The organism is Nocardia sp. NPDC004123, assembly GCF_053603795.1.
The window spans coordinates 288,995-303,084 of the sequence record NZ_JBSGGG010000004.1; the positions used below are offsets into that span (position 1 = coordinate 288,995).

The 14,090-nt window shown below is 67.1% G+C and carries 16 protein-coding genes; 7 read left to right on the plus strand and 9 right to left on the minus strand.

Annotated elements, in window-relative coordinates; translation table 11 throughout:
* Positions 1–270: 270 nt before the first annotated feature.
* The 3 genes from ACWEQQ_RS07520 (at position 271) to ACWEQQ_RS07530 (ending at position 1,535) form a co-directional block, all read left to right on the plus strand.
* The gene (locus ACWEQQ_RS07520) at positions 271–675 is read left to right on the plus strand and encodes an STAS domain-containing protein (protein ID WP_452347621.1); all 405 of its coding nucleotides are present in this window, start codon (positions 271–273) and stop codon (positions 673–675) included.
* Between the two features lie 152 nt (positions 676–827).
* Positions 828–1,355: an ATP-binding protein gene (locus ACWEQQ_RS07525; protein ID WP_452347622.1), complete on the plus strand. Its 528-nt coding sequence runs from the start codon at positions 828–830 to the stop codon at positions 1,353–1,355.
* A 30-nt stretch (positions 1,356–1,385) separates the two neighbouring features.
* Complete coding sequence (locus ACWEQQ_RS07530) at positions 1,386–1,535, plus strand: hypothetical protein (protein WP_452347623.1); 150 nt, start codon at positions 1,386–1,388, stop codon at positions 1,533–1,535.
* Between the two features lie 9 nt (positions 1,536–1,544).
* On the opposite strand, the gene ACWEQQ_RS07535 is transcribed toward ACWEQQ_RS07530, so the two are convergent.
* The 4 genes from ACWEQQ_RS07535 to ACWEQQ_RS07550 form a co-directional block, all read right to left on the minus strand.
* Positions 1,545–2,294, minus strand: coding sequence for a metallophosphoesterase family protein (locus ACWEQQ_RS07535; RefSeq protein ID WP_452338879.1), 750 nt, complete (start codon positions 2,292–2,294; stop codon positions 1,545–1,547).
* Positions 2,295–2,315: 21 nt separating this feature from the next.
* Positions 2,316–2,570, minus strand: a complete 255-nt coding sequence (locus ACWEQQ_RS07540) for a BON domain-containing protein (protein WP_452347624.1) — start codon at positions 2,568–2,570, stop codon at positions 2,316–2,318.
* The gene (locus tag ACWEQQ_RS07545) at positions 2,567–3,124 is read right to left on the minus strand and encodes a hypothetical protein (RefSeq protein WP_452338877.1); all 558 of its coding nucleotides are present in this window, start codon (positions 3,122–3,124) and stop codon (positions 2,567–2,569) included. Before ACWEQQ_RS07545 ends, ACWEQQ_RS07540 begins: the two co-directional genes overlap by 4 nt.
* Positions 3,125–3,417: 293 nt before the next feature.
* Positions 3,418–4,545 (minus strand): glutamate--cysteine ligase 2, encoded by a 1,128-nt coding sequence (locus ACWEQQ_RS07550; protein WP_452347625.1) that lies wholly within the window; start codon positions 4,543–4,545, stop codon positions 3,418–3,420.
* Positions 4,546–4,624: 79 nt separating this feature from the next.
* Between ACWEQQ_RS07550 and ACWEQQ_RS07555 the strand changes: the two genes are divergently transcribed.
* Positions 4,625–5,353 carry a PAS and ANTAR domain-containing protein gene (locus ACWEQQ_RS07555; protein ID WP_452347626.1) on the plus strand — a complete coding sequence of 243 codons (729 nt, stop codon included), beginning with the start codon at positions 4,625–4,627 and terminating at the stop codon, positions 5,351–5,353.
* Between the two features lie 175 nt (positions 5,354–5,528).
* Here ACWEQQ_RS07555 and ACWEQQ_RS07560 read toward each other — a convergent pair whose 3' ends face one another.
* Complete coding sequence (locus tag ACWEQQ_RS07560; RefSeq protein ID WP_452347627.1) at positions 5,529–5,684, minus strand: hypothetical protein; 156 nt, start codon at positions 5,682–5,684, stop codon at positions 5,529–5,531.
* Positions 5,685–5,944: 260 nt separating this feature from the next.
* Here ACWEQQ_RS07560 and ACWEQQ_RS07565 point away from each other — a divergent pair, with 260 nt between their 5' ends.
* Positions 5,945–6,715: an RNA polymerase sigma factor SigF gene (locus tag ACWEQQ_RS07565; protein ID WP_452347628.1), complete on the plus strand. Its 771-nt coding sequence runs from the start codon at positions 5,945–5,947 to the stop codon at positions 6,713–6,715.
* 68 nt (positions 6,716–6,783) lie between these two features.
* Here the strand turns inward: ACWEQQ_RS07565 and ACWEQQ_RS07570 are convergent, their stop codons facing one another.
* From ACWEQQ_RS07570 to ACWEQQ_RS07585, 4 genes are all read right to left on the minus strand, one after another.
* Positions 6,784–7,215, minus strand: coding sequence for a hypothetical protein (locus ACWEQQ_RS07570; protein WP_452347629.1), 432 nt, complete (start codon positions 7,213–7,215; stop codon positions 6,784–6,786).
* 14 nt (positions 7,216–7,229) lie between these two features.
* Positions 7,230–8,189, minus strand: coding sequence for a DoxX family membrane protein (locus tag ACWEQQ_RS07575; RefSeq protein WP_452347630.1), 960 nt, complete (start codon positions 8,187–8,189; stop codon positions 7,230–7,232).
* Between the two features lie 80 nt (positions 8,190–8,269).
* Positions 8,270–10,219: an aconitate hydratase gene (locus ACWEQQ_RS07580; protein WP_452347631.1), complete on the minus strand. Its 1,950-nt coding sequence runs from the start codon at positions 10,217–10,219 to the stop codon at positions 8,270–8,272.
* A gap of 14 nt (positions 10,220–10,233) precedes the next feature.
* On the minus strand, positions 10,234–10,524 hold the full coding sequence (locus ACWEQQ_RS07585; RefSeq protein WP_452338869.1) for a hypothetical protein: 291 nt from the start codon (positions 10,522–10,524) through the stop codon (positions 10,234–10,236).
* A gap of 135 nt (positions 10,525–10,659) precedes the next feature.
* On the opposite strand from ACWEQQ_RS07585, the gene ACWEQQ_RS07590 reads away from it, so the two are divergent.
* Both ACWEQQ_RS07590 and ACWEQQ_RS07595 read left to right on the plus strand, forming a co-directional pair.
* Complete coding sequence (locus ACWEQQ_RS07590; protein ID WP_452338868.1) at positions 10,660–11,430, plus strand: beta-phosphoglucomutase family hydrolase; 771 nt, start codon at positions 10,660–10,662, stop codon at positions 11,428–11,430.
* Positions 11,427–13,733: a glycoside hydrolase family 65 protein gene (locus ACWEQQ_RS07595; protein ID WP_452347632.1), complete on the plus strand. Its 2,307-nt coding sequence runs from the start codon at positions 11,427–11,429 to the stop codon at positions 13,731–13,733. The genes ACWEQQ_RS07590 and ACWEQQ_RS07595 overlap by 4 nt, the downstream gene beginning before the upstream one ends.
* The last annotated feature ends 357 nt before the right edge of the window (positions 13,734–14,090 follow it).

Consider the following 14,090-nt stretch of genomic DNA (forward strand, 5'->3'; position numbering starts at 1 on the left):
TACGCTGCTCGGCCTCGTTGTAGAGCTGGTCCCGGGTGAGGCCCCGGGGACCCCGGTGTCCATTCGATGCCGCGATACCCGGACAGGGCATGGTGAAACGGGCCGGGAGTAGCCACCCCGGTGGTCCGGTGGCAGACTGAATCCAGGTTGAGACTCCAGCCGATCCCGATCCCGCATGCCTTCTCACCGTTCGAGCGTGTCGTCGATACGACCCGCGCCCGAACGCTCTGTCGTCGAGCGGATCGGCCACTCCCTGCTGGGAGGTATGTCATGTCAACGGTGTCCCTCGCACATAGCCTTGTTGCGAATGAGATAACCGGCCGCCGCTCGCGCCGCACGCCCAATGGGAACGGACGGCCGACCGCTGGGACCGGAATCACCGATTGCCTCATCATCGCGGTCACGGGCGAGCTCGACATGAACGGGTTGCCCGCGTTCCGGACCGCGCTGTCCGTCGCCGTCGATGCCGCGCCGCCCGTGGTGATCGTGGATCTGCGTCGTACGCGATTCCTGAGCGTGCGCAATGCGGTCGTGCTGCTCGATGCCGTTCAGCGTGCCACCCGGTGTGGTGTCGGCATTCTCGTACCGAACGCGCCGCGCGCGGTCGAACGAGTACTCGACGTGACCGGGGTCAGGACCCTGGTCCATCGCGAGCAGGACCTGTCGAGCAACTGATCGGCAGATCCGGCCCGGGCCCGCTGTCGACCGTGCACGAGCAATAACCGATCGATGAGTTCCGCCGGTTTCCCGACCGCTTCGCGGGGTACGCGATGAACGAAAACGGGGACCGATCGCAAAACGGGATTGATTCGATGGGGTGGTGACCGATGAGTGAATCGCCACAGGGTGACAGGATCGGCGACGGCCGAGCGCCGAGCCCGCTATTCACCGACCGGCAGAACAACGGTAAGGCGCACCGGTTCACCGACTCCGCAGCGCTGGAGTCGCCCGCTCTGACCGGTCGGGTGGCACTGCGCATCCCGGCGGTCGCCGGGCAACTGGCGATGCTGCGCGCGCTCGCCGAAACCATCATGCTCACAGCCGATTTCACGATCGACGTGGTGACCGATGTGCGGGTCGCACTGGACGAGGTGGCGACGACATTGATCGCGGCTGCTGTGCCGAACGCCTCGATCGAGTGTGATTTCCGGTTCGACGAACAGCGGGTCCGGGTGCGCGTGGGCGCGGTGACCGGGAGCGATGCCGGATTGATCGAGCACAGTTTCGGCTGGCATTTCGTGGAAACGCTGACCGATTCGATCGCGGTGAGCAGTGCGGAATTCGACGTGGTGCAGTGCGGGTACCCGGTCGTCGTGGAGCTCACCCGGCTGCGTGGGGAAACTCGCCCGGGATGACAAGGGCAGGAATCGTCCGTCCGGCGCCCGGTGGCCGTCCTGGCGGCGCTCGGAATCCTCGGCGCGGCACTGTTCTTCGGCGACAGCATGATCGACCCCTATGTCTCGGCCGACGTCGCCGACTACTTCCGGCTGCCCCGCCACCGCACGGTGGTTCTGGGCGAGCGGATCGAGGTGTGACGCCGCGGGTCAGCTGGACGCGCGGGAACGGGTGGCGGGCACGGGCGGGGCCGGGTGGAGCTCGTAGACCGCGTATGCGGTGCCGAGCACGGGCTGGGCCACATTGCGGACCGGTATCCCACCGGGCGTCTCGCCGTGCTCGGTGCCCGCATGGGCGTGGCCGTGCAGGGCGAGGTCGGCGCCGGCCGTGTCCATGGCCTCACCGAGCAGGTAGGAACCGAGGAAGGGATAGATCTCGCGGGGCTCGCCGGCGAGGGTGGCCTCGATGGGCGAGTAGTGGGTCAGGGCGATACGGATATCGGTGTCGAGCGCACTCAGCGCCGTGTGCAGTGCGTTGGCGAGATCAACGGTGTGCGAGGCGAATTCCCGCATCAGGGGTTCGCCGAAGACGCTCGCGCACCGGCCCGCGAAGCCGCCGCCGAAGCCTTTCGTGCCGGCGATGCCGAGCATCGTCCCGTCGATGCTGAAAGCGACGCCCGTGCCCTCGAGCACCACGATTCCAGCATCCGCGAGGACGGCGGCGACCTCCTCCGCCGCATCCCCGTGATAGTCGTGGTTGCCGAGTACCGCCGCAACCGGGATGCCGAGCCCGGAGAACTCACGCGCGGCGACCTGGGCCTCGGCCACGGTGCCGCACTTCGTCAGATCCCCGGCGAGGAGCAGGACGTCCGCGTGCCGGTGCAGGTCCTCGAGCGCGGGACGGTACAGGCCCTGGGAATCGGTGCCCACGTGTACATCGCCAACGGCCGCTATCCGCATGTGCCACTGTCCTTTCCCGGGTCACGTCCCGAGCGTTTCGATGGTCCCGGGTGTCCTCGGCGGGGTCACGCGGACCTCGTTGCGGATTCTGGATTCGGGAAGTTGTTCGCGTACAACGAGTTCCACCTGCCGCCGGCGCTCCTCGGTGGTCACCGCGCCGGTCAGCACCACGACGCCGGCCCGCAGCCGCACCTGGACGCCGAGTTCGGAGGTCCGGGGATCCTCGGCCAGCGCTCGATGGACGTGCGCCGTGTCGTATTGCGGGAATTCGCTCATGACGGCACTCCGATCACCTCGAGGTCGGCCAGCAGGCCGAGGAACGCGCGGGCGTAGGGCGAGTGCCGGGTCTGTGCGCGCACCTCGGTCCAGTCGACCTGCTCACGCAGGTCCCGGGCGATTCGGAGCAGCGGCGCCAGGTCCAGTCGGTGCGCGTCGAACACCAGCATCTTGTCGATCATCAGATCGGTTCCGCTGATGACCGGCGCCACCGCGGACCCGATGCGCATGACCTCGGCGCGATCCAGCATCTCGTCGGTGACCTCGCGATCGCTGGGGCGGTAGATCAGGTCGATCAGGACGTCCCCGTCGTATGCCTTGGTGAGCCAGTCCTCCGGGGCGTCGGCGATGCGCAAACCGCCCGCGACCAGGGCGCTGCGGGCCCGGGAGACATCGGCGGGCTTGATGAACAGGTCCACATCGTGTTCGGATGCCGGACCGCCGCGGGCGTACACCGCGCACCCACCGGCCACCGCGAATCGGATATCGGTCTGCGCGAGCGTGTTCACCGCCCTGGTCAGCGCGTGCAGCAGTTTGTCGACGGAGGTCGCCATAGTGGCGCGATACCCACTTCGGCCTCGATGAATCACTCGGGCGTGGCCGCATCCCGCGCGGTCGGTCGGACCGAAGCCGTTGCACCGTTCGCCGTAGAGGCCTTCGGTGATCAGGTGCGGCTACCGGCCGCGCACGAGTGCGCCGAGAAACAGGCCGTGCATCCGGGCGCGTCGGCAGAGCAGCAACGCCCAGCCCGCCGCGTCTCGCGGAATCCGGACCGAAATCCCCTGGCCTGCAACCGAACAGGCCGGGGACTTCGTGGTGACAGCGACCTCCGGCGATGTGATCGTTCTCAGGTAGGCAGGTTGACGGGGTGCCGGTGGCAGCCCTCCAGGGTGGCATGCGCCAGCTCGGTGATGACATCGCCGACGTCTCGACGTATCCGGAAGGCCCCGAGTTGGCGACGCGCGCCATTGCCGCGGGCGAGTACGGTCCGGAGGGTGCTGGTGACGAAGTCGCGGTCACCCAACTCCTCGAGTGCCGGCCCGACGTGATCGACGAGTTCGGCGAGTAGCGCGCGAACCGGCATGACACTGCCGTTCATGGGGTAGACACCGTTGCCGTCGATGCCCGTACGAGCAGCCTTCCAATACGCCGCGCGCAGCAATTCATGCTGGACCGCAGGTGCGATGATCCCTTGCTCCAATGAATTTCGCGCGGTCATTACCGTGGCTCGCACCAGGGTGGCGAGCAGGGCGGTCTCCTCGACCGTGGCGGGGATGTCGCTGACCCGGATCTCGACGGTCGGATAGTTCAAGGACGGTCGGACGTCCCAATACACCATCGTCTCGTCGAGAATGGAACCGCTCGAAATCATCATGGCGACCAGGGCGTCGTAATCCTCGGTCGACGTGAAATAGGGTGGAGGTCCGGCGCTGGGCCAGCGTTGCCACAGAATGTTTCGCCAACTGGCGAACCCGCTGTCGACGCTGCGGTAGATCGCGGAATTCGCCGTCAGTGCCAGGAACAGCGGCAACCAGGGGCGCACGAAATTGCTGACCTGGAGGGCTGTTTCTCGATCCGGAACCGCGACGTGGACATGGCAACCGCAGAGCCCCTGCTCATGGGCGAGCAGGCCGAAATGTTGCTCGATGCGCCGGTAGCGCGGTGTGTCGGTGAACGGGAACTGGTGCGGAACGGTCGGCGGAATGGCCACCGCGAGCAGACGAGCGCCGTTCTGCTCGGCGCAGGATGTCACACCGAGGCGTAACTTGCGCAATTCCTGAATCAACTCGGCAGTGCTGGAGTGCACGCGGGTATTGGTCTCCACCTGGCATCGGGTGAGTTCCAGCTTCAGGTCGATCCCGCTCTCGGCGGCGGTCCGGGCCACCGCTGCGTTGTTCGCGGCGGGCGCACCCGTCACAGGGTCCGCAAGCAGGAATTCTTCCTCAACGCCGACGGTCGACTGTGCCGGGTCCATTGCCATGAGGTTACTCGCGAGTCCCGTCTCGCTCGTCCGGAACACCATGGAAAGGCCCTGTTGGGCCTGTTTCCCGGGAATGACCGGGTGGGCGGATAATCGCGGTGTGACAGAGGGTGGCGATATCTCACCCGAGGGCACCCGGGCGTTCGAATCGGTGATGGGTGTGGAAGGCCCGTGCCTCGTCGGTGGCTTCCGCTTCTGGTTCGATGATCAGCGGTGGGAGTGGTCCGCCGAGGTGGCGAAGATGCACGGCTATGCACCCGGAAGCGTGCAGCCGACCACGGAACTGCTTCTCGCGCACAAGCATTCGGAAGACCGTGAACAGGTCGCCGGCACCATCGCCCGTTCGGTCGAGAACGCGGAGCCGTTCTGCAGTCGTCACCGCATCGTCGACACTGCCGGAGAAGTGCACGACGTACTGGTCGTGGGTGATCAAATGCTCGACGAAGCAGGCCAGGTGGTCGGAACTGCCGGGTGCTACATGGACATGACCGAGACGCTCGCCGAGCACAGCCGGGAGACTCTCGACGACCGGCTGCCGGAGTTGTACGCCGCGCGAGCGGTGGTCGAGCAGGCCAAGGGCGCGCTCATGCTCGTCTACGGCGTCAGCCCGGATCAGGCGTTTCGCATTCTGATCTGGCGGTCTCAGGAAACCAATATGAAATTGCGCCTGCTCGCGACCCAGCTGGTCGCGGACCTGCCTTCGATCGCCGATTCGAGTGCCGGACTGCGGACGAGGTTCGACCATCTGCTGCTGACGCTCCACGAACGTGCTCGATCCACGCCATGCGTCGAAGGCTGTTGATTCCACGGTGTTTGGTGTCTTCTGCCTCGCAGAACGGGTGTGCGGGGTAGCAGTATCCCCTGGCCTGCAATCGAAATCGATGAGGTCAGGGGATGTCGGGTGTTGCGCTGATGTGTGCGATCGCCGGCTGCATGTGTTCGTCCGGTTTACGAAATGTTCTGCGGCGAACGGTGCGTCACCAATAATGGGAGCGACCGCCGATCGGGCGGCCGGCCATACCGAGCAGCCAGGCGGCTGCGCCGACGAGCATCAGGATAACGCCGACGGTCGTCAGGATCGAGAGGCCGAAAACAATTCCCACGATCAGCAGAATTAGGCCCAGGATGATCATGATTATTCCTTTCTACGCGATTGAGGCATCCTGGCTGTTCCCGGTGTACGAGGGCTCAAACTTGGATTACCAACATTTTGCTGAACAGCGAAATACCTGCTGTCGCAGCGCTTTGATCAACTGATGCGGGAGTTGCGCGTGATGCCGACGGGTATACGCCTGACCTGGTAATTTGCAGCCAATTGCAAAGAAGGCGTTCAATGGTGCGAGAACTGGGTACCCCATCTTCATGCAGTTCAGCCGAATACGGGGTGATTCCGATGACGGGTGACAGCTACGACGATATCGAGCCGCTGCTCAAACAACTGGCTGTAGCCGTCGAAACCGATGCTCCCGAGCGAAGCGCCTTGCGAGAGGAAGCGATAGATCGCTGCCTGCCGCTGGCCGATCACATCGCACGCAAGTTTTCCGGTCGCGGCGAAGCATTCGAAGACCTGCTCCAGGTCGCACGGCTCGGGCTGATCCAATCCATCGACCGTTTCGATGTGTATCACGGCTCCCGCTTCCTGTCCTTCGCGGTCCCGACCATCATGGGTGAGGTCCGCCGCTACTTCCGGGACAGCACCTGGGCCGTGCGGGTGCCGCGGCGAATCAAGGAGACCCAGGTCCGGCTGGGCACCGCCATCGAGACCTTGGCCCAGCGCCTGGGCCGGATGCCGAAGGCCCGCGAACTGGCCGCCGAGCTGGAGGTCGATCCGGAAGAGCTGACCCAGGCGATGCTGGCGTCCAACGCCTACCAGAGCGCCTCATTGGAAGCGGCCTGCCCGGATGACGGGGAGAACACTCCGCTGGCGATGCTGGACGCGCTGGGGGACGAAGAGGCCGGCTACGAACACGTGGACCAGCTGCTCGCGGTCCGGCCGCTCATCGCCCAGCTGCCGGATCGGGAGCGCCGGGTCCTGGTGATGCGATTCTTCGAGTCGATGACCCAGAATCAGATAGCCGCACGCCTCGGCGTCTCGCAGATGCAGGTATCGCGCATTCTGGCCAAGACCCTCGGGCAGCTCCGCGCCGAATCCCTCGCGAATTGAGCGGGTGACCGATCTCGCCGGGGCGGTGACCAATCTCGCCGGGGCGGCACGGCTCGCCCCGGCGGATGTCAGAAGCCGACCAATCCCGAAGCCAGGTCCGGGAATTGGATCGCCTGCACGGCCGCGTCGCGGACGTCCGGGCAGGTGGCCGTGGTGGTCTGGTCGATGACCGAGCGATTGCGCATCACCGCGAAATTCACGCCGTTGTTGCGCAACGCCCAATCCTGAACGGTGGCATTGAATTTCAGTCGTGCCTCAGTGGGGCCGTCGGCGCGCCACTTGTCGACCTCGGACCGGATCATGTCGCAAAGCTGCTGCGCGGCATCCGCGGTGATGGTGGGCCCGCCGGACGACTGCCCGGAGGGCTGCGGCGCACCGGTTCCCGGAACGCCCGGCGCGGTGCTGTTCGCGCAGCCGGCGGCGACGGCGACCGCCGTCGCCGCCGCGCACAACCACAAACCCGTTCGGGCCGTTCGGGATACGACGTGCTGAGACGTCATGGTGTCGGCTCCCGTCATCGTGTCCGGCCGGCGGCGTCGCGAGCCGCGTCCGCCGCCCGCTCACCGCGTTCCCGCGCGGCCCGTGCGAGCCGGCCGCCGCGCTCGCGCGCGGTGGTGGCCAGCTGTGCGCCCTGCTCCCGCGCGGTTCCGGCGAGCTGTGCCCCGTGCTCCCGTACGGTGTCCGCGAGCGGCCCGCCGTGTTCCCGTGCGCTCTCGGCGAGGTGGCCGCCGTGCTCGCGCGCCGCATCGAGGAGATGGCCGCCGCGTTCGGAGGCGGTCCTGCCCCACTGGGCGCCGACATCACGGGTGGTCTCCGCGAGCTGTTCGCCGCGGAGCTGTGCGGCCTCGGCGAGGCGTTCACCCCGATCACGCACTGCCGCAACGAGTTCGGGACCATGCTCGCGGGCGGACTCGGCGAGGCGTTCGCCCTGCTCCCGTATCGTCGCGGCCAGTTCCGGTCCGTGTTCCTTCGCGGCATCGGCGAGCTGGGCGACGCGATCGTGAGCCGGGCCGGTTTCCGAGTGGAGCTTGTCGAGGGCGCGACGGCCGCGCCAGCCGAGCGAGGGCTTGCCCTGCCGATCGGTGGAGGCGATCAGCAGGCCGCCCAGCAGGCTCATATCCTTCAGCAGCGCAGTGCGTTTCGCCGCGCGCCGCTCCGGGTCCCCCTCGGTCCAGTATCCCGGTTCGGACAGCGCCGCGGGGACCACGGTCGCGGCGAGCACCGCGGTGGACAGCCGCGGCAGCTTTCCGAGCGCCAGCAGCACACCGCCGCCGATGCGGACCGCCGCATTGATCCGGACCACGCGCCCCGGATCGTCGGGCAGGTACTTCGCCAGCTGCGGTGGGAGCTTCTGCTCGCCCTTCTGCACTGCGGAGGTCGCGGTCTTGACCCGGGGATCCGGATTGGTGAGAGTGTCGATTCCGTCGACGACGAAGACGGTCGCGAGCATGGGGTGGGCAATTCGCCGCAGCATGGTGGGCTCCTTTCCGGAAGACTTGCCTTACGTGGGCTCGACGTTGTCGCTGTTCCCGGCACACCTCTCTTCCATGTTGGTTACGCGCGTTGCGCCAGGCGGGGTATCAGGCCGCCGGCCAGGACGTCCTGTACCTGTCGTGGCGAAAGACGATGCCGGACGGTGAAAGTCGTTTCCTTGCTCATGTTGAGCACCTGCAATGTCGTCCGGTGCGCGATCTCGCCCGGATCGTCGATGCGCAGGAAGTCGTCACGGTCGATGCCGTCGTAGTCGGCGGGATCGGCGAATTCGAGTGCCAGGACACCGAAGTTGGCCAGGTTCTGCCAGTGGATGCGGGCGAAGGATTTGGCGATGACCGCTCGCAGCCCGAGGTAGCGGGGGGTGATCGCGGCGTGCTCGCGGGAGGAGCCCTGACCGTAGTTCTCGCCGCCGACGATCAGATGGCCGGATTCGGAAACCCGTTGTGCCCGTTCCGGATAGGTCTCGTCGATCTGGGTGAAGGTGAACATTGCCAGCTTGGGGATGTTGGACCGGAAGGGCAGGGCCCGTGCTCCGGCGGGAGAGATCTCGTCCGTCGAGATATTGTCGCCGACCTTCAGCAGCACCGGCCCCTCGATCCGTTCGGGCAGCGGGGCCAGGGGCGGCAGGCTGGAGATATTGGGCCCTTTCACCGGCCGCACCTGCCGGGCCTGTTCCGGATCCAGGGGGGCGACCAGCATCATGGTGTTGATCGCGGCGCGTGCGGGCAGATCGAGCTTCGGGTAGTCCATGCGCACGGTGCGCGCCCACTCCCGCGGATCGGTGATCACGCCGGTGAGCGCCGACGCCGCGGCGGTTTCCGGCGAGCACAGCCAGACCGAGTCCTCCTTCGTGCCCGAGCGGCCGGGGAAGTTGCGCGGCATGGTGCGCAGTGAGTTGCGACCCACGGCCGGCGCCTGGCCCATGCCGATGCAGCCCAGGCATCCGGCCTGATGGATGCGAGCCCCGGCGGCCACCAGGTCGGTGACGGCCCCCATCGCGGTCAGATCGGTGAGGATCTCCCGCGAGGTGGGGTTCACGTCGAAACTGACCTGTGGCACGGTCTGACGCCCGGCCACCATGGCCGCCGCGATCGCGAAATCGCGCAGGCCGGGATTGGCGCTGGAGCCGATCACCGCCTGCGCGATATCGATGCCCGCGACCTCGCGTACCGGCACCACGTTGCCGGGTGAGGACGGCTTCGCGATGAGTGGCTCGACGGTGGACAGGTCGATCGAGTCCTCGAGGTCGTAACCGGCGTCGGCATCCGCGGCCAGCTCGACCCAATCGTTCTCGCGTCCCTCCTCACGGAGGAAGGCCTGTACGGCCGCGTCGCTCGGGAATACCGTTGTGGTGGCCCCGAGTTCGGCGCCCATGTTCGCGATCACATGGCGATCCATCGCCGACAGACTCGACAGGCCCGGGCCGTGATACTCGATGATGCGGTTGATCCCGCCGCTCACGCCGTGGCGGCGCAGCATCTCGAGAATGACATCCTTGGCCGAACACCACTGCGGCAGTTCGCCTTCCAGCCGGACACCCCACACCTCGGGCATCCTCAGGTGCAGCGGCCGACCCGAAATCGCCAGCGCCACTTCCAATCCGCCCACTCCGATGGCCAGCATGCCCAGCGCACCGGCCGCCGGAGTGTGCGAATCCGAACCCGCGAGAGTCTTGCCCGGTATCCCGAACCGCTGCATGTGCGTCGGGTGCGATACACCGTTGCCCGCCTTGGAGAACCACAGGCCGAAGTGCTGGGCGGCCGTGCGGAGATATTCGTGGTCCTCGGCGTTCTTCTCATCGGTCTGCAGCAGATTGTGGTCGACGTACTGAACGCTGACCTCGGTGCGCGCCCGCTCGAGGTTCAAGGCCTCGAGTTCCTGCATCACCAAGGTGCCGGTGGCGTCCTGGGTCAGTGTCTGGTCGATCCTGATCGCGATCTCCGCACCCGGCGTCATCGCACCGGACACCAGGTGCGACTCGATCAGTTTCCGAGCCAGATTCGCCGACATGGTCGCGGGCGGGTCTAGGAGGTGGCGGCCTGCGGTCCGACCACGAAGGTGGCATTACCCTTCGCGTCGAGGCCGGCGTCGAGAATCTTGTCGTCGAAGAATTCGGCGGCCTTGCGGTCCATGAAGACGCGGGCTCCCTCGGCGGTCAGCACCTCGTCGTCCTGCGACGGCTCGGCGGCGACGGCCAGGTGGAAGCTCTGGGCGTCATCGGGGGTGGAGATCCGCAGTCCGGCGTCCTGCGGCGCGCCTTCTCCGGAGGTGATATCGCGAACTGCCTCGACGGCAGTGGGGGTGAGCATCAGCATGTTTTTCGCCTTTCCGCTGTCGTGAGCGCCGGCCGGACTGCCGGCAGTCGGTCGAGTAACCGGGAGAATCACCGCGAAACATCTCGCGCCAGGGGAATCGTGTTTGTTCGAGGTTGCCGCGGGTACGGCACCGGTATGGACCACGACGACCGGGACACCGGGACCCGCCTGGGGCTGCCGGGTGCGATCAGCGCGGTGTTGTTCGACATGGACGGCGTGCTGACCGACTCCGCCGGGGTGCACGAGCAGGCGTGGAAGAGCGCTTTCGACGACTTTCTGCACCAGCGCTGCGGCGCTGGATTCCAGCCCTTCTCGGAGCGGGACTACGAACTGTACGTGGATGGGAGACCTCGGTTGGACGGAGTGCGCGAATTCCTGAAGTCTCGGGACATCGAGCTGCCCGAGGGCTCCGACGAAGACGGTCCCGACGCGCAGACCGTGCATGGCATCGGTGAGAAGAAGAACGAGCTCGTGCACACGCTGATCGAGCGAGAAGGCGTGCGCGCCTTCCCCGGGTCGGTGCACTATCTTACCGCTGTGCAGCGGGCCGGTCTGCGGATCGGCATCGTATCCTCGTCGGCGAACGCCGCGGCGGTGCTGGCCGCCACCGGTCTGGATCGCTACGCCGAGATCCGCATCGACGGGAACACGTTCGAGGAGCGTGGGCTGCCCGGCAAGCCCGCACCCGATGGGTTCCTGGCGGGCGCGGACGCCCTGGGCGTCGATCCCCGGGCCGCGGCGGTGTTCGAAGACGCGGTCGCCGGAGTGGAGGCCGGCCGCGCGGGCGCGTTCGGATTCGTCGTCGGCGTCGACCGCACCGGCGACCCGGACCATACCGATCAGCTGTACCGGGCCGGAGCCGACGTCGTCGTCCACGACCTGGCCGACTTGCAGGAATCCTCATGAGTGATGCGAGATTCGAAGTAGCGCCCTGGGAGTTGCGTTGGCGCGGGCTCGATCTCGATGCGCTGCAGCGCACCGAATCGATCTTCGCGCTGTCCAACGGGCACATCGGCCTGCGCGGCACCCTCGACGAGGGCGAACCGGTCGGCAAACCGGGCACCTATCTCAACGGCTTATACGAATCCCGGAAGATGCCGTACGCCGAAGCCGGATACGGCTATCCGGCGGAGGGCCAGACGGTCGTCAATGTGACCGACGGCAAGATCATCCGATTGCTCGTCGAGGACGAGCCGATGGATCTGCGCTACGGCAATACGGTCGAGCACGACCGCGTCCTGGATTTCCGGTCCGGCACCCTGCGCCGCTCCACCGTGTGGACCTCGCCGACCGGCCGCCGCGTGCGGATTCGTTCGGAGCGCCTGGTGTCGTTCACCGAGCGGGCGCTGGCGGCGATCCGCTACGAGGTCGAGCCGCTCGATGGCGATCTCGAGGTGGTCGTGCAGTCGGATCTGCTCGCCAATGAACCGGATCCGGTGAAACCGGACGATCCCCGCTTGGCCGCGGCGCTCGATCACCCGCTCGTGGGGGAGTGCGCCGTGGCGCGCGACCTCTTCGCGGTGCTGGTCCATCACACCCGGCGGTCGCAGCTGCGCATGGCGGCCGCGATGGACCACGAGTTCGATGTCAGGGTGGCCACCCGCTGCGATGTGCGCGCCGAGGACGACCTCGCCCGGATGACGATCGCCGCGGGCGTACCCGCGGGGGATCGCCTGTGCCTCACCAAGTTTCTGGCTTACGGGTGGTCGGCGCGGCGCTCGGCGTCCGCGCTGCGGGCCCAGGTGGAGGCCGCGCTCGCGGCCGGGCTGGAGATCGGCTGGCAACAACTGCTCGACCGTCAGCGCGCCTATCTCGACGACTTCTGGGCGCAGGCCGACATCGAACTGGACGGCCCTCCCGAGCTGCAGCAGGCGGTGCGATTCGCGCTGTTCCATGTGCTGCAGGCGGGCGCGCGCGGTGAGGCGCGGGCGATTCCCGCGAAGGGCCTCACCGGTCCCGGATACGACGGCCACGCATTCTGGGACACCGAAACCTATGTGTTGCCGGTGCTCACGTACACCATGCCGATGGCGGCGGGTGACGCGCTGCGCTGGCGGCACTCGACCCTCGGGCAGGCGCGGCAGCGGGCCCGGGAGTTGGGGCAGGCCGGGGCGATGTTCCCGTGGCGGTCGATCAACGGTGAGGAGGCGTCCGGGTACTGGCCGACCGCCACCGCGGCCGTCCACGTGAATGCCGATATCGCCGACGCGACCGCCCGCTACCTGGACGCGACCGGCGACGAGCAGTTCGAGACCGACTGCGGTGTCGAGCTGCTGGTCGAGACGGCGCGGCTGTGGGTGAGCCTGGGCCACGACGACTCGGCCGGGCACTTCCGCATCGACGGCGTGACCGGTCCCGACGAGTACTCCGCCCTGGCCGACAACAACATCTACACCAATCTGATGGCGGCTCGGAACCTGCGCGAGGCCGCCGAATCCTGTACGCGGCGGCCCGATCTGGCCGAACGGCTCGGTGTGGAGCTTGCGGAACTCACCCGCTGGCGTCACTGTGCCGACTCCATGTATCTGCCCTACAACGACGAACTCGGGGTACACGAGCAGTCCGAAGGGTTCACCCGGTACGCCCCATGGGATTTCGCCGCCACCCCGCCGGAGAACTATCCACTGCTGCTGCACTACCCGTATTTCGATCTGTATCGCCAGCAGGTGGTCAAACAGGCCGACCTCGTGCTGGCAATGTACCTGTGCCCCAACGCCTTCGGTCGCGATCAGAAGATCCGCAACTTCGAGTACTACGACCCGCTGACCGTCCGCGATTCCTCACTGTCGGCGTGCACCCAGGCCGTCCTCGCCGCCGAGATCGGTCACCTCGCGCTCGCCTACGACTATTTCCGTGAGGCCGCGTTCACCGACCTGCACGACCTGCACCACGATGTCGCCGCAGGCATCCACATCGCCTCGGTCGCAGGTACCTGGATCACCTGCGTCGGCGGCTTCGGCGGCATGCGCGACCACGACGGCGACCTCGGCTTCGCCCCGCGCCTCCCGGAGCAGCTGAATCGGCTGTGCTTCCGAATCCTGTGGCACGGCAGCCGGATATCCGTCCACATCACCGCTGAGTCGACCACCTACCGGCTCGAATCCGGCGACAGCGTCACCCTGACCCACCACGGCCGCCGCATCACCCTGACCGACAGCCCGGTGGAGCTACCCAACCCGACGGCAGCCGCGGGCGCAGCTGCGGAATAGGTTCCGATGGCCCGGGCTCCGGAAGCGGATCCGGCGGCGCCGGAATCGGTGGTCCGGGTGCGGGGAAGGGCACGGGCGGCGCGGGTTCCGGAATGGGCTGCCCCGGCTCCACCGGCGGGATCGGTTCCGACGGCCGGATCGGCGGAACCGGAACAGCGTACGGTCCGGCACGGAGATCGAGATGTACAAGTTCCATACCGCCCGCTTACCCGGCACGGGCGAGGGTAAGCGGCAAGCGGGGAGAAGAAACGAACATTCGGCGGAAGGGAACCACTTCCGCCGCGCCCGGACCGAGAGCCGCATGAGCGGCGCACCGCCGGTTCACCGGCTATCGGGCATGATGCGTCCCCTTCGGTG